The sequence below is a fragment of the candidate division WOR-3 bacterium genome (assembly GCA_039802005.1).
In the GTDB taxonomy this organism is placed as follows: Bacteria; Hydrothermota; Tepidihabitantia; order SM23-42; family JAOAFX01; genus JAOAFX01.
Genome location: JBDRVV010000013.1, coordinates 39505 through 66065, shown reverse-complemented (window position 1 = coordinate 66065; position 26561 = coordinate 39505). Strand labels below are relative to the sequence as shown.

General features: G+C 38.5%; 20 protein-coding genes and 1 CRISPR repeat array. Of the genes, 16 read left to right on the top strand and 4 right to left on the bottom strand.

Annotated elements, in window-relative coordinates:
* Window positions 1–58: 58 nt before the first annotated feature.
* Window positions 59–1044: a CRISPR direct-repeat array (repeat unit 21 nt; unit sequence GTCTGAAAACTTACCTTGATG).
* A 100-nt stretch (window positions 1045–1144) separates the two neighbouring features.
* Complete coding sequence (locus tag ABIL69_05925) at window positions 1145–1837, top strand: uracil-DNA glycosylase family protein (GenBank protein MEO0123528.1); 693 nt, start codon at window positions 1145–1147, stop codon at window positions 1835–1837.
* Here ABIL69_05925 and ABIL69_05920 read toward each other — a convergent pair.
* On the bottom strand, window positions 1828–3153 hold the full coding sequence (locus ABIL69_05920; GenBank protein ID MEO0123527.1) for an ATP-binding protein: 1326 nt from the start codon (window positions 3151–3153) through the stop codon (window positions 1828–1830). The two genes, ABIL69_05925 and ABIL69_05920, sit on opposite strands and share 10 nt — an antisense overlap.
* 1066 nt (window positions 3154–4219) lie before the next feature.
* On the opposite strand from ABIL69_05920, the gene ABIL69_05915 reads away from it, so the two are divergent.
* The 3 genes from ABIL69_05915 to ABIL69_05905 are packed head-to-tail and all read left to right on the top strand — an operon-like array spanning window position 4220 to window position 8021.
* A complete protein-coding gene (locus ABIL69_05915) occupies window positions 4220–5206 on the top strand; it encodes a hypothetical protein (protein ID MEO0123526.1) in 987 nt (328 codons plus the stop codon).
* Between the two features lie 9 nt (window positions 5207–5215).
* The gene (locus ABIL69_05910; GenBank protein MEO0123525.1) at window positions 5216–6592 is read left to right on the top strand and encodes a VWA-like domain-containing protein; all 1377 of its coding nucleotides are present in this window, start codon (window positions 5216–5218) and stop codon (window positions 6590–6592) included.
* A 22-nt stretch (window positions 6593–6614) separates the two neighbouring features.
* On the top strand, window positions 6615–8021 hold the full coding sequence (locus ABIL69_05905) for an ATP-binding protein (protein MEO0123524.1): 1407 nt from the start codon (window positions 6615–6617) through the stop codon (window positions 8019–8021).
* A 482-nt stretch (window positions 8022–8503) separates the two neighbouring features.
* On the opposite strand, the gene ABIL69_05900 is transcribed toward ABIL69_05905, so the two are convergent.
* Entirely contained in the window at window positions 8504–8632 is a 129-nt protein-coding gene (locus ABIL69_05900; protein ID MEO0123523.1) for a hypothetical protein, read from the bottom strand.
* A gap of 58 nt (window positions 8633–8690) precedes the next feature.
* On the bottom strand, window positions 8691–8969 hold the full coding sequence (locus ABIL69_05895; GenBank protein MEO0123522.1) for a hypothetical protein: 279 nt from the start codon (window positions 8967–8969) through the stop codon (window positions 8691–8693).
* Window positions 8970–9213: 244 nt separating this feature from the next.
* On the opposite strand from ABIL69_05895, the gene ABIL69_05890 reads away from it, so the two are divergent.
* The 9 genes from ABIL69_05890 to ABIL69_05850 all read left to right on the top strand — a co-directional run bounded on the left by ABIL69_05890 (window position 9214) and on the right by ABIL69_05850 (window position 21981).
* Window positions 9214–11085 (top strand): glycosyl hydrolase, encoded by a 1872-nt coding sequence (locus ABIL69_05890; protein MEO0123521.1) that lies wholly within the window; start codon window positions 9214–9216, stop codon window positions 11083–11085.
* 33 nt (window positions 11086–11118) lie between these two features.
* Entirely contained in the window at window positions 11119–12456 is a 1338-nt protein-coding gene (gene glmM / locus ABIL69_05885; protein ID MEO0123520.1) for a phosphoglucosamine mutase, read from the top strand.
* Between the two features lie 25 nt (window positions 12457–12481).
* On the top strand, window positions 12482–13633 hold the full coding sequence (locus ABIL69_05880; protein ID MEO0123519.1) for a TIM barrel protein: 1152 nt from the start codon (window positions 12482–12484) through the stop codon (window positions 13631–13633).
* The gene (gene xylB / locus ABIL69_05875) at window positions 13630–15159 is read left to right on the top strand and encodes a xylulokinase (GenBank protein ID MEO0123518.1); all 1530 of its coding nucleotides are present in this window, start codon (window positions 13630–13632) and stop codon (window positions 15157–15159) included. The genes ABIL69_05880 and xylB overlap by 4 nt, the downstream gene beginning before the upstream one ends.
* A 3-nt stretch (window positions 15160–15162) precedes the next feature.
* The gene (locus ABIL69_05870) at window positions 15163–17214 is read left to right on the top strand and encodes a beta-galactosidase (GenBank protein ID MEO0123517.1); all 2052 of its coding nucleotides are present in this window, start codon (window positions 15163–15165) and stop codon (window positions 17212–17214) included.
* A 1-nt stretch (window position 17215) separates the two neighbouring features.
* Window positions 17216–18025, top strand: coding sequence for a rhamnulose-1-phosphate aldolase (rhaD, locus tag ABIL69_05865; protein ID MEO0123516.1), 810 nt, complete (start codon window positions 17216–17218; stop codon window positions 18023–18025).
* A complete protein-coding gene (locus tag ABIL69_05860; protein MEO0123515.1) occupies window positions 18018–19508 on the top strand; it encodes a rhamnulokinase family protein in 1491 nt (496 codons plus the stop codon). Before rhaD ends, ABIL69_05860 begins: the two co-directional genes overlap by 8 nt.
* Window positions 19509–20774, top strand: coding sequence for an L-rhamnose isomerase (locus ABIL69_05855; GenBank protein ID MEO0123514.1), 1266 nt, complete (start codon window positions 19509–19511; stop codon window positions 20772–20774).
* A 316-nt stretch (window positions 20775–21090) separates the two neighbouring features.
* Entirely contained in the window at window positions 21091–21981 is an 891-nt protein-coding gene (locus ABIL69_05850; GenBank protein MEO0123513.1) for an Omp28-related outer membrane protein, read from the top strand.
* A 164-nt stretch (window positions 21982–22145) separates the two neighbouring features.
* Here ABIL69_05850 and ABIL69_05845 read toward each other — a convergent pair whose 3' ends face one another.
* Window positions 22146–24542 carry an SBBP repeat-containing protein gene (locus ABIL69_05845; GenBank protein MEO0123512.1) on the bottom strand — a complete coding sequence of 799 codons (2397 nt, stop codon included), beginning with the start codon at window positions 24540–24542 and terminating at the stop codon, window positions 22146–22148.
* A 143-nt stretch (window positions 24543–24685) separates the two neighbouring features.
* On the opposite strand from ABIL69_05845, the gene folK reads away from it, so the two are divergent.
* From folK to panB, 3 genes are read left to right on the top strand one after another with little or no spacing between them, the layout of a single operon-like run.
* Window positions 24686–25168 carry a 2-amino-4-hydroxy-6-hydroxymethyldihydropteridine diphosphokinase gene (gene folK, locus ABIL69_05840; protein MEO0123511.1) on the top strand — a complete coding sequence of 161 codons (483 nt, stop codon included), beginning with the start codon at window positions 24686–24688 and terminating at the stop codon, window positions 25166–25168.
* Window positions 25140–25769 carry a deoxynucleoside kinase gene (locus ABIL69_05835; protein MEO0123510.1) on the top strand — a complete coding sequence of 210 codons (630 nt, stop codon included), beginning with the start codon at window positions 25140–25142 and terminating at the stop codon, window positions 25767–25769. Before folK ends, ABIL69_05835 begins: the two co-directional genes overlap by 29 nt.
* Complete coding sequence (gene panB / locus ABIL69_05830) at window positions 25766–26557, top strand: 3-methyl-2-oxobutanoate hydroxymethyltransferase (GenBank protein ID MEO0123509.1); 792 nt, start codon at window positions 25766–25768, stop codon at window positions 26555–26557. The genes ABIL69_05835 and panB overlap by 4 nt, the downstream gene beginning before the upstream one ends.
* The last annotated feature ends 4 nt before the right edge of the window (window positions 26558–26561 follow it).

Genomic DNA, 26561 nt, shown 5'->3' with positions numbered 1-26561 from the left:
ATGAATAAAGGATTGCGACTTTTTCCCTTTTCAGAATTCAAATAATACGGGTGATTTTGTCTGAAAACTTACCTTGATGAATAAAGGATTGCGACCGGGGCGAGTGCCAATGTTCGTAGAAAAATACTTTTGCGTTTTCGTCTGAAAACTTACCTTGATGAATAAAGGATTGCGACTGTTTTCATTAGTTGAGGTGCTGCTGCTTCTCCCGTCTGGGCTTGTCTGAAAACTTACCTTGATGAATAAAGGATTGCGACACCATCCTTATAATCCCCAACCCATGCACTTCCATTTGTTCCAAGTCTGAAAACTTACCTTGATGAATAAAGGATTGCGACCCAATACTTCCTTTATTAAGTTTATTGTATTATGCTCAATATCTTTCGTCTGAAAACTTACCTTGATGAATAAAGGATTGCGACGCAAAACGGCTCATAACGGTTCTGCTAAATTCAGCGGTCGTCTGCTGTCTGAAAACTTACCTTGATGAATAAAGGATTGCGACCCACCCAGCACCCAGTGATTAAAAAATCGGTGTGCCCCCTTAGGATTGTCTGAAAACTTACCTTGATGAATAAAGGATTGCGACTTCCATCTATCCTTCATTTTTGCCTCCTTTTTAATACTTTTTGTCTGAAAACTTACCTTGATGAATAAAGGATTGCGACAAGACGCCGGGCACCCCACTGGGCAATGTATTCTTTTGTCTGAAAACTTACCTTGATGAATAAAGGATTGCGACCCTTTCAAATTCTTGTCTTAAAATTTTAGATGTATTCTGTAGTCTGAAAACTTACCTTGATGCCCCTCACCTTAATCCTCTCCCCAAGGGGGAGAGGGAAGGGTGAGGGGGTGCAGTCTGAAAACTTACCTTGATGAATAAAGGATTGCGACTCTTCGACGACGAGGGGAAACGGATTCAAGCAATCTCCCCGTCTGAAAACTTACCTTGATGCCCCTCACCTTAATCCTCTCCCCAAGGGGGAGAGGGAAGGGTGAGGGGGTGCGTCTGAAAACTTACCTTGATGAATAAAGGATTGCGACCGAGTCCGCTTTCCGCTATTCGCTTTCCGCTTACCGCCAGAGAAAAGTTAGCGGATGGCGGAAGGCGGGTGGCGTAATATTTTTGATTTAAGGTGGTATAATGGACTTAAAAACTTATAATGATTTACATAATAGTGTGATGAACTGTCAGAATGATCAATGCCCGAGATTCAAGCATTTTAAGCCTTTTTTGTTCAAGCGTCTGGAGCGTTCACTTGATTGTGTTTCGGTATTATTCCTTTCTGAAGAAATACCACCAAATTATCATAGTTTGAGTTATGATGAGATTTTCCAACATTTGACAAAGAAAGCTATAGCGCAAAAGGGTAAAGTAACAAAAGATATTTGTCGTATGATTGGCAGACCTTTTAATCCCACTGAAGATAAATTTGTCTACTGGACAATGGCGGTTAAATGTATTCCTTATGAAAGAAAATATTTTAAATATCATACCTGTGACAGGTATTGCGTTGATTATCTTAAAAATGAAATAATGCTTTTACCAAAACTTGAATATATCGTGGTTTATGGTAAGCATGCCTTAAAAACCCTGCGCAGGATAAACGATTATCTCCCACAGAATCTAAGGAAGGCAAATATATATACTATTGCCAACTCAATGCCCGAAGAGGGATTCAATATGCATTTTGATAATAGAAATTTCAAAGTGATTGTATTATTTCATCCCTCGTATAGCAACATCCATTACGAAAAGCCAACCAATTTCAAGGCACGAAGATTGAAAGAGATGTATGAAGTGATTATTTCAAGTAAGGTTTCCTCTCAGTCTTGATTTCCAGTATCGGCGTCTTTCCAGTTAGGATGCGATTTTTTGAAGTCTTCCATGGCAATAAGGGTTTCGTTGGTAATTGATGGCATTGTTTTTTCTATCTCCTCTTTTAAATCCTGAAGAGTCATCTTTCTATTTTGATAATGGGCTTCTAATGCCGCATCTTTGATAATTTTTTCAATATCGGCAGGCGAAAATCTACCGAATTCGGGATGTATGTTATCTCTGTTGCACAATGATTTTCTTTTGTCTTCTAAAAATTTCAACAATTCTTTACAATCATCTTTAAAAATCTCCTGGTCAAAAGTATCACTATTCATTTTTTGTCTGATATAGAAATTAAAGAGTTTTCTTATATTTTCTTCTTTCGGTAAACCTACATAATATATTTCTGCAAACCTTCCAGGGCGAAGGAATGCCGGATCAACATCTTCAGGATGATTGCTTACTGCGAAGATAAATATCTTCTCATGAGGATAATACTTTAACAATCTATCTATTTTTCTTAACAGGGTTGGCACAATTCTCGCCATAACCGAAGAATAATTTTGTGCACGTGCTGGAAATAGTGATTCACATTCGTCAATAAACATAACGCCAATACCTTCGTTTTCAAATTTCTTGAAATAACTATCCAGCATATTTTCTAAATTTTTCTCAGCTTCGCCCGGGAAACCAGCAATTACCGCCGGGGTAATTTCGGGATAAGTATCGCACCCCAACTCATTAGCAACCGCATCAATAAATATTGTTTTGCCTGTTCCAGGTGGTCCGAATAGAAAAAAACCGCGTGCGATTTGAAGGTTATACGCCTCTTTTCGCTCATAATCTTTAATTAATTTTTTCATTCTCTTTTTCAAATACTCAAATCCAATTACATCCTCAAACTTCAAACTGGGTTTATGCCCAAATTTCTCTTGAGCCTCTAATCTTATTTGTTGTAATTGCTCTTCTATATCTCTCCCAATTTTTTCATCAATTTGCCTTTTATTTGTTTGAAAAATAGCCTTTGTGATATCTGCATTATCTGGTATTTCAATTTTACTGATTTCACCCAATGGTTCAATCTTGATTTGCAGGTCAAAAGTAAGTTTACTAATTTGTATTGGTTTTTCTTCTAAACCAGACTTTGCAATAAATGGACCATAAATCTCACAGTCATTACTATTGTACCATTTTTTGATAATGAATATCGTATCACCCGGTCTAACATCTTTATAAAGATCTTTACTATCCTTTCTATCTACTAATATACCGTTATTGATACAATAATTTTTCACATCGTTCCTTATCACTAAACCGTACCAGTAATTTGCCATATATTGTACTCCTTTATATTACTTAAGTTTATTTAATAATACGCAAAAGTCAATAGAGAAGACAATCTGCCTGTTTTTTTCCATCCATCGGCTTTAGAATTGTGACCCATACTTGGTGGGATGTAGTAACTAATATAATATATAGCTACTATTATACTGTATACTGAGGAAAATGCATGGGGTTAGTCCGAAAGTGCATTTTACCCCTTGACGATTTGAAAATTTTGATTATAATATATGATGGGTCTTCTGACCAAAAGTCTGCTGTTTGAAGCCCGAGACCGCTTTTAGACCAAGACTACCGTTAGAAACGCTCTCAAGGTTGAATGCATAAAAATATATGGGGGGGGTAGTAACAGTGATTTAGAGATTAATGTCGAGCTCTACCTCTCCTACCCCTTTCGTTGCGGGTTATAATTATTATCAGATACCATATCTCAGCCGTTTACTGCATCGTCAGTAGCAGCTGTCCTTATGTTTTGTATCCCCTGTTGGGGGATTTGGTCTTTAACAACTCACTTTCCGGTGCTTGACCAGGATTAGTGATATTGACCGCTTGCGGCACAGGTTTTTTAATATCAATATGTTATGCATGCAATATCAATCCCAAGTAGGAAATATTCGAAACATTGGCAAATTGATATATTTCAATTATGTTAGCGAGAAGCAGAAAGCTGGAATTTAGTCTTTCTGCCAATATCCAGCTGATGAAATAAAATTTTTTATGCCAGATAAATTAAAACATATCCAGAATTTTGGAAAGGGTCAAAAAATTAGCAAATGGAAATTATCAATGCCTTTAAAAAGTCAATAAATTGTGCGGAGTTAACGAAGGCAATAATTACTTCACAAAGATAAACATTGTGACCACCCTAAAGGAAATACAATATATTATGTAATATTGCTGCATAACATATTGATTTCCATGATAAAGAATAATCAATAAATGACATTCTCCCACAGCATATCCACGGCTACATTATCCACTTTAATGACCGGTGTTCAGGCATTAAAATAAAACCATTATATGCCTGGACATCGGTGGACATAAAAGGAGGTAAAAAATATGCAGGAAAGGCTGGTAATTAAAATCTTACACGATAAGTTTCTGCAGGAAATACTACAAAAGTACCCCTATATCTATAAGCCAATGGATGATAATAATTATATTATTCTTTCGGGCAATCCAAAAGAGGATCTATCCCTCCTTGACCCAACTGATCTGCGTGGTTTTCCCTATATTGATAAAGAGAGAAATATCACCCGCTGGGCAATACCTGAATTTTTGCCTAATCAAGATAACGGTGGTATATTAATGCTGGACGAAATAAATCTTGCACCACCCGCAGTCCAGAATGCAGCATACCAGCTTATTCTTGATAGACAACTTGGTGAATACACACTTCCACCTTCCTGGATGATAGTTGCGGCAGGGAACCTTTCCTTAAAAGAAGGTTACATTTCCCAGATACGTTCTGCTCTAATCTCCCGTTTTTCAGTGGTTGAACTCAATACACCATCGGCAATGGAATGGATAAATGAATATGCAATTCCGCGTAAAATTGACCCACGAATTATTGCCTATCTCTATGCCCGACCCAATGCAATCTATGTAGAATTAGACAATAAAAATCAAAATTTTCCTAATCCAAGAAACTGGGAGAAACTTTCAATACTAATTAAAGATATTCCCAGTTATGATCCAGTATTTGAACATCTGGCGACAGGTCGTTTGGGTAGTTCATTCGGTATTGAATTTATGACCTTCTGTAACTGTGACATTGATTGGAAGATTTGGTTTGATGAGTCGGCAAAACCAACACTACCGCATGAAATTGATAAAAAGTGTTTTCTAATTTCAATCCTTGGAGCTTCTCCGGATAAGGCATCAGGATTGAGCAGATTGATTGTCGCCCTGCAAGAAAACGGAGACATGGAATTGGCGACCCTCGGATTCAACATTTTGCAATCTTTGCTCCCGATGGAAAAAATTATGGAGCTTAAATATTGGCCGGTAATGAGAAACACTTTTGGAAAAATCATTATTTTCTAAGGAGGTAGAATGGAAGAGAAAAACTTAAATGAGAAGGAAATGTATGCTTACCTGATAAAAACAAGGTCAATACTAATTAAAGAATATCCATATTTTGGATACTGGGCACTCCAGGGCAATATAATCATCAAAGATAAATTACCATTCAACTGCCCAGCAATTACCGACGGTAAACATTACTATTTTTCAAAGAGCCAATATAAAGATTATCGAGACTATTATCTGGTTATTTTCATCCACGAAGTCCTGCATAATCAACTCGACCATATCCGAAGGGGTAGAAATAAAATCTGGAGTGTATGGATGTTGGCAATAGATTATGCTATTAACTCGATTATCAAAGATAAATTATCCTTGAGGTTACCGCCCTCAACTTTGTATAATGAAAAATTTGCCGGGCAGTCTGCGGAGAAGATATATGACGAAATAATCCGAATGTTGCCTCCAGATTTAGTTGACAAACTTGTGTTGGAAAAAGCAATTATTGATTTATTAAAAAAGCTCGGTGAATCTCGTAATGAAGGGTCTCCCCCTAATGTTGGCAAAGAATCCGTCATTGATGACCACAAAGGGTCCTCCCCTGGTCACAGCGATACTATCCATTTTATCTGGAGTCAACTGGCTGATGAAATTCAGAAAATCTATGAGCATTTGAAAATTCCAAACTCTTCAAAGATCTGTGGCCGTTTACCCGATCCCCGGAGCTTAAATCCGACAGAGATTAAGAAAATGGAGCAAATGGTAAAAACAATGATAATCCGCGCAGCTATTTTCGCGAAGTCCATCTCACGCGGTAATAAACCCGGAGAGATGGAGCGATATGTAGACGGCTTGCTTAAACCAAAACTTGATTTAAGAGAAGTTTTGGATATGTTCGCATACCGAATAGGAAAAGGTATGGATGATTATTCATTTTACAAAAAAAATAAACGCGAAGCAGAATTGATACTGCCAGGTACTGTTGGAATAAATAGACATATTGTGATTGCGATAGATACCTCAGGATCGATAAACGATGACCAACTTAAAAGGTTCTTGAGCGAGGCATCAACCCTCAGCGGGACTAAAACAAAAATAACAATGGTTTGTGTTGACACAAGTGTCTACGGACCAATAGAAATCGCTGAATATGAGGATATCTACGACAAGGTTGTTGAACATAAGGTACTCAGGGGTGGAGGCGGAACTGATTTCCGAGGATTTTTTGACTTCCTCAACACCTTATCACAACCGATAGATGGTGTGATATTCTTTACGGATGGTTGTGCTTGTTATCCGGATAAAAGTAAGGAACCAGATTATCCAGTTTTATGGATTATAACCGAACGTGGAGAAAACAATACTCCACCCTTTGGTGAAATTTTATATCTTGAATCTCCAGAATAATTTTGAAAAAGGAGGAAAATATATGGATAAAAATATAAAAGTAGAATTTTTGAGAGCAGGATTACAATACTACAGACTCTGCACCGAAAGGTTAAGAAAAAAGATGGATTTAGTAAATCATCTGTCTTGGAGTGCTGAAGATTATGAAGAAGTCAAACTTGCTGTTTGCGAAATAAATTCTGAGATAAGAAGGGCAGAAGAAGAATTAGAAGGCATCTTTGAAATTGCCAAAAAATCTGATATGCAAATTCCCTTTGAGGAAACTGCCCAAAAATTCTCTCTTAAAAAAGAGGAGAAATATGTGCTGATAATTTTATTTTTCCGGCAGTTTAGTGAAAAATATTGTGAAACTACCATTTATGATATTCTCAGTTTACTTGACATTGAACCAGAATATTTTCTGGAAAAATATACAATTTTTCAAAACCTTGAAAGTAAAAAGCTTATAATTGTTGAACAGGATGAGAGGTATGCATTTCCCTTAAACTGTTATGTGAAATTAGAACCAACATATTTACAAAAAATTTTTGAATACTTCGTTGTGGCAAAAAAGAAAAATGTTCCAAAAAATGAAGAAAAAAAATTAGAAGCAAACTTACTAACAATTCGTAAACCACTACTATCTTTTGACAAAATCGTCCTTCCTCTGGAAAAAAAGGAGGCAATAAAAAGGGCATTGAAACAGGCATATTTATTAAAAGAGTTAACCAAGAAGTGGGGCTTGGATTCAACAATAAAATACGGCAGAGGTGTGTCCATGCTTTTTTACGGACCACCAGGAACAGGAAAGACGGCAACCTGTGAGGCAATTGCTTATGAACTAAAGAAAAAGATTGGCATCGTGCAATACTCCAGTATTCTTTCCCGCTGGGTGGGTGATTCAGAAAAAGCGGTTGACTATGTATTTGAAGAAGCCAAGATATTTAATTGTGTACTTGTATTTGATGAGGCCGATGCCTTATTTGGCCAAAGAATGACGGAGACATTTTCCACTGACCGGATGCATAACTTTATGACCAACATTCTGATGCAAAAATTAGAACGATTTGAAGGGGTTGTAATATTAACCACAAATCGCGAGTTTGCAATTGATGAGGCATTTGAGAGAAGAATAATCTTTAAAGTAAAATTTGAAAACCCAGCTCCCGTAGAGCGGAGTAAGATATGGAGAGTATTGATACCGGCTAAAATTCCCCTTGCGAAAGATGTGCATTTTGAAGAACTGGGTTACAGATTTGATTTAACTGGCGGTGAGATAAAAAATGCTGTTTTGAGGGCACTGGTAGAGTTTGCCGAGCGAAGACTATCAGAATTGCCTATGACGCTATTAGTTAAGTCTGCAGAAGAAGAACTGGAGAAAAAAGGAAAGATTAAAAACATTGTATCTAAAATCGGATTCAATAAAGATAAGATTTTGAATCCATCTTAGCATGTCACTTCTTGATTTAACGCCCACGCCTGAAGGCGTGGGCGTTTTTTTTATTTTCTTTCTTTATTTATCCAGTCCCCAAAGTAACCTGCCGGCGGTGAAAATTGCCCAACGATATTGCCGTTTGACAATTTGACAATTGCACAATTGTGCAATTCTGAATTCCAATATCCTTTTCTGAAGAGATAATTCAAAACTGCATCATTATCTATTATCACCCGACGCCTTATTCTACCATTCCATTATTCCAGAATTCTGGAATAATGGAATTTGGTTTACCGGTCTCTACAGAATACACTATTCCGTCATTATGCCATTGGCGTAATGATTTATCAAAAAAACTATTGAAGTGAATGGGATGTATGCATTCTCCATTTTAAAAGTAGTTAGTCCGCAGGGTGTCCCGCCCTGAACTGAAAAGTCCGCCACTCTTTCTTGCGGACAAAACGGGCGAGATGTTTATCTCAATTTGATAATTTTAACTAAAATTCAAGTTCTATTTGTGGTTGTTCTTCTTTAATCTTTTTTTCTATCAGATTAACGAATTCTACCGCTGTCTCAAAAACTGTATTCGCCTCTGAGCCAGATATGGATACTTCAATATCGTACATAAATATATTACGCTTGCGCCTCATTCGGTCAAAATGTGCAACGAGCGTCTTAAATTTATTACCCAAAATAATATGCAGTAAACTCCACTACAGTCTTATGTTGATTGCCATCGTCAGGACGGAATCCTTTGAATAACATCAATGCCCGCCCCGCTCTAAGCATAGCAAGATATGCAACCGAATAGACGATGCCTTCATCAATCTCGATATTAACCTTTGCAATTTTCAAGTCAATTCGGGCTCTTTTAAGAACCTTCACCACTTCCTTTAAATCTGCTTTTTGTTTCTTTATCAAGCCCTTGGCAAGATAAGCCGCAATAAATTCATCGTAAGTCATTATCGTCTCCAATCAAAAATATTTTTGGATTATCCATGTTGATTATTTAAGAAATCTTACACACTGAGATTACCCAAAATCTTCTTTACAGGATCCATATCTTGACACCTTTTTTGATAACAATTGTAATCATTTTTGATTACAAATCAATAGTCAGTTTAGAAGATAATAAAAATATATAGGAGAGGAAAAGTAAGAGGTATTTTCCTTGACACCAGGATAAATAGGTGTATAATAAGTTTTGATGAGCGCGGTAAAAGAAGTTTACAAAAATTCCAAACCCTATGTCCGCTGGTGGTGGTTTTCTGGAAAGATTGAGCCAGAAGTAGTCAAATATCAACTTGACTGGTGTAAGAAAAATAACTTCGGTGGTGTGGAAATCGCTTTTATGTATCCCCTGCCCAATTCTGAGCCCGGACCAGAATGGCTCTCTGAAGAATGGAGTAGGGTCGTCGCCTTTGCCAAAGAATATGCTACAAATATTGGTCTGGGTTGCGATTTTACCTTTGGAACTTCATGGCCCTTTGGTGGTTCATTTATTGATGAAAAGGATGCGGCAAAGAATTTTTATGGACTATCTCCCCAGCGTCTGGAAAAATCCTGGGAGATTGCCCATTCAAAACAGGGTTTCATCTTGAACCATCTTGACCACTATGCCCTTGAAAGGTACGCCGAAAAAATGGGCAGGGCACTTGAGCCCGCATTAAAAATAAGCCCTTCGGCATTATTCTGTGATTCCTGGGAAGTGGATACCGAATTGTTATGGACTGATGGATTTGAAAATTTGTTTATGGATGAATTTGGTTACGATATAAGATTGTATATCAGGGATTTGAGCAAAAGACAATCGGTGCGTTATGATTATCGCAAACTCATTTCCCGATTGGTTATCAATGAATTTTACTTACCATTTACCGAAATATGCCACAGACTCGATTGTGTCTCCCGTGTCCAATGTCATGGTGCACCGGCCGATCTACTTGCAGCGTATTCAGTCGTGGATGTGCCCGAGAGTGAGTCATTGCTATTTGACCCCCACTTTTCCCAGATTCCTGCCTCAGCCGGTGCATTGAGCGGTAAAGATATAGTCTCGGCTGAAGCATTTACCTGTATCTATGGCTGGCTACCTTATCCTGGTCCCGGTCCATATCAGGAAAAAGAGCAGATTGCGGATTTGAAACTCCTTGCTGATGCGCTTTTTGCCAACGGAATAAATTTCATTGTCTGGCACGGGATGCCTTATAACCCACCTGGTGGCAAAAATCGGTTTTATGCTACAGTCCATACCGGACCGAATTGCAATTTTGTAAAAGAACTTCCTGATTTCAATCAATATCTTGAAAAGGTGAGTAATTTGATGCGTTCAGGAAAGCCTTATGGTCCGGTTGCAGTCTACCTACCCCTTGAAGATACATGGATACAGAATGAACTGCCTGAGGAACTACAGCGTCCGAGCGCCCGTTACCACTGGGAATTGCAGTATGTAAAATTTCCTGAAGATTTAAGAGGATTCAGACCAATATGGGTGACCAATCATTTCCTTGAAAATTCAGAATATACTGATGGCCGTCTGAAAATCGGACGAATGGATTTTGACTTTTTGTATATTGAACTTGACTGGCTTGATATTAAGGCATTACAAAATTTAATAAAACTTGCAAAAATGGGTTGTCCGATATGTATCATAAAAAAACCGAGCCAGCCTGGTTTTAACAAAGATAAAAGATATGACGACCTTCTCAGAGAACTCTTTTCTCAGAAAAGTGTGAGCGGGATATTACAGAAGACCGCACAAAAACCACCATTGATTGAGGGATCTTTTATACCTGAATTCTGGTGTCGGCAAGTGGATGATGAACTCATACTTTTCTTCAGCCATCCAATGACAAGGTCAATAACCTATCCAATGCGTTACGGGCAATCTTTCTGTGAAACCGATATGAATATAAAAATTGTAATAAATTATGCAGGGCACCGAAACGAAATAAATTTACAATTCAAACCGTATCAGGCAATAATTCTGAGGGTAAGTAAACAGGGTAATGTAAAATTGGAAGATATAAATCTTGTAATACCACCGCCAACCATCCTTCCTCCTGATTCTCAATCTGTTTAATTGACATTTTTTATTTTTTTTATATAATAATTCATGCCAAGAATTTTTTCTGTCTCAGGATTGAGAGGGATTGCGTTTAAGGATTTAGGATATGCAAGCGCTGGTTTCTATGCACAGGTATATGCATTCTTCTTAAATGCAAAAAAATTGGTTGTGGGATATGATGCAAGAGATTCACATTCACAGATAGGTGGTGGTGTCATAGATGGATTTAATATGATGGGATGTAATGTAATAGACCTCGGGATTGTTCCCACACCAACAGTCGTCTTTATGGTCAAGAAACTAAAGGCAGATGGTGGAGCGGTCGCAACTGCCAGTCATAACCCACCGGAATGGAATGGGATAAAATTTATTACCTCAAGGGGTGAATTTATTAATGAACAGGAATTCAGAAGATTTTCAGTATTTATTGATTTTTTTGACCTTTACCCTGATAAGATAATTGAGTTTATGGGCTATTTTGGTGAATGCACTGATTATAAAAATCCTTATGAAGAACACATAAAAGAAATAATCAATCATTTTAAATTAAAAAAACTCGGATTGAAAATTGGCGTTGATGCAGTTTGTGGTGCGGGTTCAAAAGCCCTGCCTTCGCTCCTTGAAATGGCGGGTTGTAAGGTGTATAAAATACATTGTAATTTCAAACCACGCTTTCCAAGACCACCGGAACCAACGCCTGAACATATCACCAAATTATGCGAACTTGTAAAAAGATATAACCTTGATCTGGGTCTTGCCCTTGACCCGGATGGAGATAGGCTGTCAATCGTTGATGAAAAAGGAAATGCGATTGGCGAAGAAAAAACCCTTGCCCTTGCTGCGGATTTTATATTAAACAAAGAAAAAGGACCAGTTGCTACAAATCTTTCTACATCAAGTTTGATTGAATACATTGCCCGTAAGCACAAATGTCCAGTATATCGCGCAAAGGTCGGTGAGGCAAATGTAGTATCAAAGATGAATGAAGTAAAGGCAGTGATTGGTGGCGAAGGGAATGGTGGTGTGATATATCCCAAGATAAATCGCACCCGTGATGCATTGACCGGCGCCGGTATAATTTTAGCAATGCTTAAAAAGAGTAATAAAAAAATTTCAGAAATAGTAAAATCTTATCCTGATTATTTTATGCTCAAAGACAAGGTTGATATCTCAACTAAAGATTTTGAGAAAAAGAAAGAATTGATTTTAAAACAATTCAAGGGTAAAGTTGACCTTACCGATGGTATCAGAATAACCACAAGGAATGAATGGATCCATATCCGTCCATCAAATACCGAACCGATTGTCCGTATAATTGCTGAGGCAAATGATAAGAGAAAGGCAAAAGGATTGATAGATCAAGCAAAAGAGCTCTTGCAAATTTAATTTTTTCAAAAACCCAGGAGGTTAAATGGCAATTGTTGATCTGCGGGAACAGGCAAAACGCCGGAGCCCAAAAGAACTCATTCAACATTTGAAAAATTTTAAACTCAATTTAAAATTTTCCGCAGGTATCTGGTATTTCTCTCCCCCGGACTCAAGATTTCATGATAAATATAAAAAAGAGTTAAGTATAAAAAAACGGCTTGATATCGCTGATAAGCTTTTGGATTATGGACTTACCGGCATTGAGGCACATTATCCCAATGAAATAAACGAAAAAAATCTTGAATTGTGGAAGAAATTTTTGAGGTCAACTGGAATGAAACTCGTCACAATCGTCCCCCTTTTATTCCGGGATAAGGATTTTGAATTCGGCTCTCTGTCAAATCCCATAGAAAAATACCGGAAAAAGGCGATTGAACTTACCATAGAAACCCTACGCTTGAATAAAGAACTTGATACGGATTTTGCGGTTGTCTGGCCCGGTATTGATGGTTATGAAAATCCATTCGGGATTGATTTCTTTCAAATGTGGGATAGATTTGCCCAGGGGCTTGCACAAGCAATGGATACAGTCCCGGGTGTGCGGATTGCATTTGAACCAAAACCTTATGAGCCACGGGGCAGAATACTTTTTGGCACCACTGCAGAAGGTTTGCTCTTGTGCCACAAAGTGGAATCCCTTTTAAAGAACAAAAAGAACCTTGTATTATTGAAACAGGGGCATAAGTTGTGCTGTATGAATCCGGAAGTTGGACATGCACTTATGGCTTATGAAGACCTCGCCTATGCCTATTCACTACCCTTGAGCGAAGCCCGACTTGCCCATATGCATCTCAATAGCCAGCCCCTTGGAAATTTTGACCAGGATTTGAATATCGGGGTCGTCTCACCCGAGCAATTTGAGGCACTCTTATATGTCTTAAAGATGCATTCATACAATGGATGGTTCGGGATTGATATAAATCCAGAAAGGGTGGATGTCCAAACCGCAATAAAGATTTCTATTGATGCAATAAGGTCCGCAAATGACCGGATAAATGAACTTGACCATGAATCAATAGTGTATGCAATCAATAATCCTGATAAGGCACGTGGCTGGATTGAGGCATACCTGATACGAATGAGGGCATTGAGACCGGAGATATTACCAGAATTGCCCAGACTCAAAATTAAATGAAAGAGTTATTGCTGGGGATTGATATTGGCACGACCGGAGCCAAGGTTGTTTTGCTCGCTCCGGATGGTAAAATTATAGCCACTTCTACAAACGAATATCCTGTATACATACCAAAACCAAATTGGTCTGAGCAGAATCCCGGAGACTGGTGGAAGGCGACAATAAAGGGAATAACACAGGTATTAAAAAAATCCCGCACCAATCCGAACCATATCGCAGGAATCGGACTGACCGGACAGATGCACGGGTTGGTCATCCTTGATAATAAAAAAAGTGTTTTAAGAAATTGTATCCTCTGGAATGACCAGCGCACAGTAAAAGAGTGTGAAGAAATAAATTCACTTATTGGTCCAGAAAGGATGATTAAGATTGCTGGAAAACCCTGCCTGCCAAGTTTTACTGCAGGTAAAATCCTGTGGGTAAAGAATAATGAGTTAGAAATCTATAAAAGAATTGCCCATATCCTTTTGCCCAAAGATTATGTGCGATTCAAACTCACTGGAAACCTTGGTATGGATGTTGCAGATGCCTCAGGAACCTGTCTATTTGATGTCGCAAAGAGAGACTGGTCAGAACAAATCATAAACGGACTGAAGATAAATAGAGACTGGTTGCCACCTATTTTTGAATCACCGGCGGTATGCGGATATATTAGCAAATCAGCCGCAAAATTGACCGGCTTAAAACAAGGTACACCGGTCATTGCCGGTGCTGGTGACCAGGCGGCGCAGGCAATCGGAACCGGGATCTATGAACCCGGCACTGTATCCGTAACAATTGGTACATCCGGTGTTGTATTTGCGGCGATTGATAGATATCAATATGATTCAACCGGAAGATTACACACCTATTGCCATGCTACATTTGATATGTGGCATTTGATGGGTGTGATGCTTTCTGCTGGAGGAAGCCTGAGATGGTGCAGGGATTTATTATACAAAAATGAGAAACGCTATGCCGAAAAAGTGAGGATTGATATCTATGATTTGATTACTAAAGAGGCTGGCACAATTCCACCTGGTGCTGAAGGGCTGCTCTTTCTCCCTTATCTTTCCGGTGAAAGGACACCCCATCCTGACCCCTATGCCCGTGGCGTATTCTTTGGATTATCATTGAAACACAGCAGACCCCATCTGACACGAGCGGTGATTGAAGGTATAACATTTGGTTTAAAGGACTGCCTTGAATTATTAAATGGTATGGGAATAAGATTCAAACGGGTTCGGGTATCAGGTGGTGGTGCAAAATCTTTGTTATGGCGTAAGATAATGGCGAATGTCTTTAACCTTGATATTGTAACTGTGAATGCAACCGAGGGCGCCGCATTCGGCGCCGCACTCCTTGCCGGTGTGGGAACCGGGGTCTATAAGGATGCAAAAGAAGGTTGCAGAAAGACAATCTATGAGACAGGAATTACAAAACCGGATAAAAATGCGGAAATATATCAAAAATGCTACAAATTATACAGGGCACTCTATCCGGCAGTCAGGGAATATTTTAGGGATTTAAGCAAAATTGCGGAGTAAATATTGTTTAGTCTCTCTATAAAAGACAAAAAAATCTATCTTGACCAAAAGGCGATTCCTTTGCTCAGCGGTGAGGTCCATTACTGGCGGCTCGCACCCCAATCCTGGAAGGTGATTCTTGAAAAGGTCAAAGAACTTGGAATTCAAATTGTATCAACATATATCTGCTGGCAGTTCCATGAGTTTGAAGTCAATAAATATGATTTTACTGGTAAGACCGACCCGAGAAGAGACTTAAAATCTTTCTTAGAACTACTTAGCGAAATGGATTTTTATATTATTATCAGACCTGGTCCTTATATCTATTCAGAATGGATAAATTTTGGTGTACCCGAGCGCCTTGTCCCTTATCACCGGCTCCATTTAGAATTTAAGAAAGAGGCAGCCTGCTGGATTCGGGAAATAGCCGAATTTTTGAAACCATACTTTGCCACGAATGGTGGAAGAATAATCCTTTTACAGCCGGATAATGAAATCCATCCATTCATAAATTTTTATGGTGAACAACTCGGGCTTGGTAATACCCCGGGTATGTTTCAGGAATTCTTGGAGAAGCGCTACCGTGATATTACAAATTTGAACAAATTATGGAAAAGCGATTATTCAAGGTTTTCTGATGTCCGGGCATTTGATGATGTATCAAAAGTTGATTGTAGAAGAATAGATGTCGTGAGATTTTTATTGTGGTATACAAAAGAGGTCGCCAGATGGAATAAAGAAATCTATCAGAAATGTGGTGTTGATATACCGCTCTATTTCAATGTTGATACAATTGGTGTCCAGCCCTGGTCCCTGCTGGAAAAGGTCGCTGATATATCTGCCCCGGATTATTATCCAACGAATGAATTTGTAGGGCGTCCGGATGAACACCGCCATTTTCTCTTTTCCATTCGTTATGTCGCTTCTTATTCAAGATTACCATTTATTGCGGAATTAGAATCCGGGATATGGCATGGCTGGCATTATCAAACCGGTGCCCTGAGTGCCAATCATTATCGTTTATTATGCCTTTCTGCATTACTCGCTGGTGCAGTCGGCTGGAACTGGTATATGCTTGTGAATCGTGATAACTGGTATATGAGCCCGATAAATGAATGGGGCATAGAGCGTCCAGAACTATTTTCCGTATTCAAAAAAATTGTTGAGGTCTATTATGAACTAAAACCACCTGATTTAAAACGACTTTGTGATATTGGAATAGCCGTTGATTTTCTCCAGCAGGCAGTTTGTAATAAACAGAATGAGATAACCTCTGGCATTTATGCAGGTGCAGATTTATTAAAACCCTTTTATGATACAGGTATAGATTTTGAATTCTTTGACCTGAATTATAACGAATGTGATAAACCAGTCCTTTTTTATGCAGGTGAAGAATGGTTGTCAGCTGATTATCAAAACAGGATTTTAAAATACATCCAGAATGGTGGACATTTTATAATAATTGGCAAACCATTCTTATTTGATGACAATTTCCAGGAAGCAAACATACTAAATATACCGACACCTGAAGGTATTATCGGCTATGAATTGAGCCCCAGAAAACTCCTGCTCAGACTCGGCAATAGAGAAATCAATACCCAATCACCTTATATCTATTATTTTAAGGAAGTTCCTGGAGTGCCGATAATGGCGAAATGTCTCAATACTACATTCTGGTTTACGAATTTACCCTTGGGCAGTGAATATATCGTCGGCTATACCCAGAATATAGGAAAGGGAAGATTGACATTCATTGGTTTGAAACCAGAGGCTGGACTGATTACTGCGCTTTTGGAAGGATTAGAAATAAAGGTCTATTGCCGTGCCGAAGAAAATAATATCCATTCGGCATTATTTAAACGCGATAATACTTATTATCTCTTTGCGGTGAATAACAATAATAATCCATCAGGGGTCAAATTCACGATTAAATTGGGATTGGAAGGCATTTATCAGGTAACTGATTTGGTATTAAACAAGACCGAGATGGTCGATTTTCAACACCAGAATTTTATATACTGGCATATCAATAGAAAAGACGGGATTGTCCTAAAAATCGCGCCCCAGGAGGGATGAATTGTTTTTGGAAGTTCCTGAATTGAAAAAGATAATTTATCAACTCGGCGAAGTGGGTACATTTCTCTGGCAAAAGGGCTGGGCAGAGCGCAATGCCGGCAATCTCTCAGTTGATGTCACTGAATTGTTGCATAATAGAATCAAATCTTTAAAAAAAAGCAAAAAACTCCCATTTCCTGTTCCTGACCCGATTTTAGGAAACCGCTTTTATCTCGTCACTGCTACCGGTGCACGGCTACGCGATATAAAAAAATATCCATCTGATAATATACTACTGGTGATGATTGATAGGAAACTTAATGGCTACTATATCTTGAATGAAAATAAAACCGATAGGCCTTCTACATCCGAATTTATCAGCCACCTTTTGATTTATGCCTTTTTATTAAAAAACAAAAGTGATAAAAAGGCAATTCTCCATACCCATCCCAATCATATCATTGCCCTGACCCATATAAAGGAATATGCAAATGAGAAAAATTTCAACAAGCTTGTCTGGTCTATCCATCCTGAGGTAAAGGTGGTCATTCCTGAAGGCGTAGGGTTTGTGCCTTATAAATGCCCGGGCACAGAAGAACTTGGCAAAGAGACAATAAAGAGATTGAAGAATCACCGGATTGTGGTCTGGGAAAAGCATGGCTGTGTGGCAATTGGCAAAGATATTTTTGAGGCATTTGATTTGATTGATACCGTCAACAAATCCTGTGAGATATTTTTTATCTGTAAAAATGCCGGATTTGAACCCGAAGGACTTTCTGAAAAACAAATAAAGGAATTGATAAAAAGATTCAATCTCAAAGACTATGCCTGATACATATCTCGGTATTGACCTTGGTGCCGGTAGTGGCAGGGTAATTGCGGGGATACTTGACCAAAAAGACCGATTAACAATAAAAGAACTGTATCGCTTTCCCAATGAGCCTGTTCAGCTCTCAGATGGCTTGCACTGGGATATGGAAAATCTTTATCGTGAAATCTTAAAAGGTCTGTCCATCTGCGCGAGGGAGATAACCGAAAGACCGACATCAATCGGGATTGATACCTGGGGTGTTGATTTTGGGCTATTTGATAAAAATGGCAATCTGCTTGCACCGCCATTCTCATATCGCGACTCGCGCACCAGAGGAATGATTGAAAAATTCACAAAAAAGATCTCTAAAAAAGAGATTTATCAACGCACCGGAATTCAGTTTATGGAGATAAATACCCTGTATCAACTCTATGTAATGAAGGTAAACAAAAGTCCCCTGCTCAAAAATGCATCAACACTTCTATTCATACCCGATATATTAAATTATTTTTTAACCGGAGAAAAATTTTCTGAATTCACCTTTGCGACGACCTCCCAGATTTATAATATCAATAAAAACGAATGGGACGAAAAAATCATTGAGGCGATTGGAGTGAACTCTATAATATTTCCCGAGGTCATTGAGCCCGGCAACAAGATCGGCAGTATAAAGAATGCTGTATCATCAATGACCGGATTGAAGGATACCCTGGTGATTGCCGTTGCCTCACATGACACTGCCTCTGCGATTGCCGCAGTCCCGGCAACAAATAAAGATTTTATCTACATCAGCTCTGGCACCTGGTCATTATTCGGAATAGAGGTTGAAAAGCCATTAATAAATGATACAGCCTATCATTATAATTTTACCAATGAAGGTGGTGTAGAAAGAAAGATATGCCTTTTAAAGAATATATTCGGGCTCGGGATATTGCATAATTGCAAAAAGGAATGGGACAGGGATAAAATTTATTCTTATGAAGAACTGATTGCATTGGCAAAGAGCGCAGAAGGATTTCGTTCCTTGATTGATACCAATGATCCAAGATTTCTATATAGTAATAATTTAACCCAGGAGATAATCTCGTTTTGTAAAGAGACCGGTCAGAAAATTCCTGAAAATATCGGCGAGTTTGTGCGTTGTATTCTGGAGAGTCTTGCCTTTGCATATCGGAGAGTGTTGAAACAAGTCCAGGAAATACATAATGCGGATTATCCTGCTCTGCACATAATCGGTGGTGGTGCCTTGAATTCTCTGCTCTGCCAGTTCACTGCAGATGCTACGGGACTAACCGTATATGCGGGTCCAGTTGAGGCAACTGCTATTGGTAATCTTCTGGTCCAGGCAAGGGCAAAAGGTAGAATAAAATCTCTGGAGCAATTGCGTGCGATTGTCAGGGATTCGTTTGCAATCAAAGTTTATGATCCCGCGGAAAAAGAAAAATGGGATAGATATGAAGAAAAATATCAAAAGATCTCAGAAAAAAATCGCAAAGGAGAATAGATGAAGAATAAGATCATTGAACAATATAGATATGCACAGGAAAGGTATCAAAAATTTGGGATTGATACCGAGCAGGTAATAAAAAAACTTGCGCGGATAAGCCTTTCAATCCATTGCTGGCAGGGTGATGATGTAAAGGGATTTGAAATGCAGGGTTCACCACTTTCGGGCGGGATACAGGTCACGGGAAATTATCCAGGCAGGGCAAGGAATATTTTAGAATTGCGCCAGGATTTAGCAATGGCACTCTCTTTAATCCCGGGCAGACACCGCATCAATCTCCATGCGATATATGGTGATTTTGGGAACAAAAAGGTTGAGCGGAATGAGATCGGCATTGAGCATTTTCAATCCTGGGTTGACTGGGCAAAAGAAAGAAAATTAGGGCTTGATTTCAATGCTACACTATTTTCTCATCCTTTGTCTGAAGATGGATTTACCTTGAGCAGTAAAAATAAAAAGATAAGGGATTTTTGGATTGAGCATGTCCGCCGCTCGCGGGAGATCGCAGCCTATTTTGGCAGGGAATTAAAAATGCCCTCGGTCCATAATCTCTGGATACCTGATGGAATGAAGGACATCTGTGTTGACCGTATCGGTTATCGGAGTCTGCTCAAAGATTCCCTTGATAAAATATATTCAAAAAAATATCCAGAAAAATTTTTAAGAGATTCCCTGGAGCCAAAACTCTTCGGAATCGGAAGCGAATCATTTGTTACGGGTTCATTTGAATTTTATCTGAGTTATGCCTTAAAGAATGATTTAATGCTCTGTCTTGACCTCGGACATTTTCATCCAACTGAATCTATTGCGGATAAAATATCATCTCTGCTTTTATTTATCAAAGGCATTCTGCTTCACATCAGCCGGGGTGTGCGCTGGGACAGCGACCATATACCACTATTTGATGATACACTCAGAGAGTTATTTTCAGAAATCATAAGGTGCGATGCACTTTCAAGAATTTATATCGGGCTTGATTATTTTGATGCAACCCTCAACCGTATCGGCGCCTGGGTCCTGGGTGCGCGTTCAGTCCAGAAGGCACTATTATACGCCATGCTTGAACCGATAAAGATGTTAAAGAAATTTGAAGAAAGAAAAGATTATATCTCCAGGCTCGGTATTTATGAAGCGTTAAAGACACTGCCTTTCAGTGCAGTCTGGGATTATTTCTGTTTTATCTCCAATGTCCCACTTGACCCGGACTGGCTTGGCGCAATAAAAAAATACGAGCAGAATATTTTGAGCAAGCGAAAGGACTAATTCCACTTTTCTAAAGGGGGGAAACAGGGGGATTAAATTACAGTGGCAGAGATTACTCTACAATTACATTAACGGCGTTATACTATAATTGACAAAAAGAAAAACTAAGATATAATTTATAATTGTGTACGCGGGGTGCCGTATGAATAAAAAATATTTACTTTGTTTAGTAATAACTATAACTTTTTTAATAAATTTCAGTTTCAGCGTCCAGCGAATGGTAGTGTGTGAAGAAATGTACCAGGAAGACTGAGGCTCCTGTTATCCTGCCAGTTGTACACTGGCAAAAATTGCAATAGATTATCCGGGAAGAGTTGTGGTCGTTGAGATGCATTATGACAATGAATATCCCCTTTATTCGCCAGAAGCAAGGGCACGCCTTTATAATTTTTACACGCCACCCTGGTATTCAAATGGTTGGTGGTATATTAGCCCATGGCTATGGTATGACGGAAATAAACATGGCACGAATGTTTATCCCACCTGGCGCACAAAAATTTTGAATGCCATGACCCGGCCGGCTCCGTTTACCTGCTCAATGTGGGGAATTTACAATCAGAATACTGGCAGTGGGATTGTCTATGCGAAATTTCGCAATGATTCAACAATAACCTTCAGCGGCAGAATTCGTTTTGTTTTGACTGAAGACAGCGTCTATTTTGCCGCACCCAATGGCGATAACTGGCATAACCATGTAGCAAGGGATTATTTGCCGGATACTGGTGGAACAGCAGTCACAATTAATCCTGGTGATTCGGTAATCGTGAGCCGGAATTTTACAATCCAACCAGATTGGAATGTAAATAAGTGCGAAATCGTTACCTGGATTCAGTGTGATACAATGCTTCCTGATTCTACAAAAGAGATCTGGCAGGCCGGGATCGTCAAGGTAACAGATTTAACGGGTATAGGAGAGATGATTTCTCAAAAGCCAACCAGCACAGAAGTTATTCCCATTCCTAACCCGTGCGTTGATCATACCACATTCATTTTCAACCAGGGCATAGGAGAACCCTACTGCATTTCAATCTTTGATATCACCGGCAAAAAATTGCGTGAATTCAAGGGAATTGCGGCAAAAAATGAGATCAAAATCGTTGAATGGGATTTAAAAGACAAGGCTGGGAAGAAAGTAAATCCCGGGATTTATTTTTATATATTCACCACTTTTAGTAAAATCACTTCAGGGAAAATTGTAATTAGATAGATTTTCACCATCATTAGCAATGCCTTCATTTATTCTGGAATTCTGGTAATTACCGGAATTCCAGAACATACTTTTTAACGACTGATTAATAATAAAGATAAGAGACAATCAAATATACTACAATACATTATTTGGATATGTTAATTATTTTGATCAAGTGTCTATCAGTTATTCAATTTAACAAATTTACGCACCCCTGAATAATCCCTTCCGATATCAATCTTAATGAAATATATGCCTGCTGGCAGGTCTTTTGCACTCCAGGATATTGTCATCCTGTCCGGATTAATATTTTGCGGACAAATTTCGGTAATTTTACCGCCATTGACATCCAATACTGAAATTACTAATTTATCGGATTGGGGTATTTTTATCTCCATATTGATAATGTCATAAACAATGCTGGGCTGGATATTAAATAAAACCGGCATTTTTACTGCGGGCATTTCCATATAACCGGTATTATCCATACTCAATTTAGTCAAAAATGCATCGGCCGGACCATTTATGATTCCCTGAAAAGGATTCATAACTGGGAAATTAGATGATAGAGTATTACCGGTTACATACGCACAACCACTCTGGTCAATGGCTAGTCCATACGGCACATCATCGCTATTACCACCAAGATAGGAACTATAACTCAATTGATTACCGGCAAAAACAAATTTTGTAATAAATCCATCATAATAACCACCACCATAAAAATTCTGGAATGCATTTCTCAAGGGGAAATTTCCTGAACCAGTATATCCGGTTACATAAACACATTGATATGAGTCCACGGCGATGTCCTGTCCATATTCATAACTCGTGCCACCTAAAAAAGTACTGAAAACTAAATTTGTTCCATTAACACTGAATTTTGATACAAAGGCGTCAACCCCATAGTGAATATTTTGATACGGATTATAAATGGGGAAATTGTCAGATTCAGTGCCGCCAGTCACATAGGCATGACCAAATCTATCAACACATACTGCCTGACAATAGTCGTATAATTCACCCCCAAAATATGTACTATAAATGAGCGCATTCCCCGCCGCTGATAATTTGGTTACAAAGCCATCATTTGCACCGGCCGGATTGGGCTGAAATGGATCCTGAACAGGGAAATCAGGCGAAGAAGTATAACCAACCGTATAAATATTATTAGCACTGTCCAATGCCAGACCCCAACCTTCATCCAGAACCGAGCCCCCTAAATAGGTGCTGAAGGCAAGTTGATTTCCTGAAGGTAAAAATTTTGTTATAAAACAGTCAAAATAACCTCCACCATAGTTGGGTTGTAGAGGATTTCGTAAAGGGAAATTGGTAGAAGAAGTTTTACCTACGACATAACAATGACTATTCGGATCAACAGCAATATCCATTGCCTGGTCATCACCTGACCCACCAAGATAGGTGCTGAATAAAAGCTGGGTACCACTGGCGCTAATTTTCGTGACGAAAGCATCATATAAACCACCTCCATAATACTGCTGATAATAATTTATCACCGGAAAATTGGTTGAAGATGTTCGGCCAGCAATATAGATATTTCCGAGGCTATCAATAGCAATTCCATAAGTTACATCTTCATCCGTCCCACCCAAATAGGTGCTATAAAGCAATTGATTCCCATTGTAAGAAAATTTACTCACAAAGACATCAAAACCACCGGCATTATTATTCTGGTATGGATTTTGCAGGGGAAAGTTTGTGGATAAGGTATAGCCTGTCACATAAGCACAGCCCAGGGTATCTACAACCACATCATTACCACTTTCATAAGAAGAACCGCCGAGATAGGTGCTGTAGATAATAGAAACCCTGGGGTCGATAATTAACGGCAGGCTTTTGTCATATTCGCCAATTTCAAATCCTAACGAATTTTTATTTGAAATCTTAAACCGCCCATCTATCTCAATCTTTTTTCCACCTCTAACCTGATATACAAGTAAATCAAACTCATTGTGCAAATTTCCATTGGCGACTATCACTGACTTCCCATCTTCTGATACATTCAATGCCCCAATTTCACTATATCGAATGCTAATACTGGAAGGGTCGGCACCGGGTTTGACTATAAAATCGTATTTAATATTATCAGCGCACGCATAAAATTTTAGATCAATATCAGGATAAATACCCGAATAAAAAATGGCTTTGAAATGAGGAACTTCTGTCCTCCATTTTTCCGGCTTATTACCAATGAAATAATTTGAATAATGAGGCATGGTATCCAAACCAATAATTTGAACTTCTTTTGATACATTCTCTAACGTCCATTTAATTGATTTAATCTCTGGGCGACGCAATGCATTTTGTCTGTTGGGAAAAAATTCTTTAGGATTATCTATTTTCTCATCACTGTTCACCACAAGTGTCTGACAGATAAATCCATCATTCATAAACCAGTATTTAGCACCATTGATAGTGGCTATAAATTTCACCTTTTCATCCCATTGTCCCTTATTGGCAATAAAATAAATTGGCTCCTGAATTACAGAATTGAAACCAGACATAACTCCAGTGGATGTTATAAAAAAGATAAAAGCAAAGAACGATAGATTCATCATATTACCCCCTTTTTTTATATTTATTTTTGTTTCTAAAAACCATATTTTTCGTATAAAAATACAAAAATCCAGCTAAATGTCAATAAGAAATATCAAACCCCTCTCACCTTGACAAAATAGATATTTCGGATAGAATTGAAAAGATGGAAAGGGTTTATCTCCTTTTAGGCACAAATCTTGGCAAATTAAAAGAAAATTTAATGAATGCAGTTGATGAATTATCAAAAAATGGTATAAAAATTCTAAAGAAATCAAAAATCTATAAAACCAAACCATGGGGAAAAAAAGACCAGCCTGATTTTCTGAATATGGCAGTTGAAGCAGAGACCGATTTTACTCCAGAAGAATTATTACAAAAAATCAAAGAGATAGAAAAGAAATTGAAAAGAGAAAAAACTGAAAAATGGGGACCGCGAATAATTGATATTGATATTATCTTTTATGGAAATCGCATTGTCAACGAACCTGATTTAAAAATTCCCCATCCATATTTTTTTGAACGTAATTTCGCAATCATTCCAATGGCAGATATTGCCCCGAATTTCATACCCCCTGCCCAAAATAAAAGCATTAAAGAAATGAAAGCAGGAGTAAAGAATGAGGGAATTGAGATATATTGCGATTGAAGGCGTAATCGGGGCAGGCAAGACTACCCTTGCCAAAGGTTTAGCAAATAAGTTCCATGCCGGATTGATTCTTGAAGAATTTGATGATAATCCGTTTTTGGCAAAATTCTATTCCAACCCGAGTTATTATGCATTCCATACGCAGTTATATTTTCTTATGTCCAGATACCGTCAGCAGAGAAAAATCAACCAGATGGACCTCTTCCATTCACGGCTGATCAGCGATTATCTATTTGCCAAGGATCGCATCTTTGCCGAAGTCAATCTGACCGAAGATGAATTCTCATTATACGATAAAATCTATTCGCTCATTGAAAAAGAGATCCCCAGGCCGGATGTGGTGGTCTATCTCCAGTCTACCCCTGATTTATTGTATAAAAGGATAAAACAGCGTGACCGCCCATACGAACGGAATATTGAATATGAGTATCTTGTAAAACTATGCGAGGCGTATAATTCATTTTTTATACACTACAACACGAGCCTTCTTTTGATTGTCAACATCAAGGGCTTTGACTTTTTAACGAGCACGGACCTTGATTTGATTTATCGCGAAATCATACAATTGAAGACACCGCGAAAAATTATATCAAAAGAATGATTACTACAGAAACAATTATCCAGATGAAAAAGAAGAAAGAAAAGATTGCCTGTCTAACTGCCTATGATTATCCTACTGCAAAAATACTTGATGAGGCAGGGATTGAAATAATTCTGGTCGGCGATTCTGCAGCAAATGTCGTTGCCGGGGAAAAAAATACCCTACCGATAACAATGTCTGATATGCTCTATCATACAAAGGTCGTTGCCCGTGCCGTTAAAAATGCGCTGGTGATTACAGATATGCCATTTTTATCATACCAGTGTAGCATAGACGAGACAGTGAAGAATGCTGGAAGTTTTTTGAAAATGGGTGCAGCAGGTGTTAAGATTGAAGGTGCGGGTCCAATTTTGAAGACGATTGAAAGACTTGTGCAACTCGGCATTCCAGTAATGGGACATCTTGGCCTGACACCCCAGTCAATCCATAAATTCGGTGGTTATAAATTGCGCGGAAAAACAAAAAAGGAGGCTGGACAGATAATAAAGGATGCTAAACAACTTGAATCTGCAGGGTGTTTTGCAATAGTCCTTGAAAAAGTTCCTATGCAACTTGCAAAGAGAATCACTAAAATGTTGAAGATTCCCACGATCGGCATCGGCGCTGGTCCATATTGTGATGGGCAGATACTTGTATTGCACGATATGCTTGGTTTTTATGAAGATTTTAAACCAAAGTTCGTTAAACGATATGCAAATGTTGGATTTGAGATAAAAAAGGCCGTGCTGACCTATATAAATGAAGTAAAAGTTGGCATATATCCTGATAAAGAGCATTCTTTTGAATAGGAGA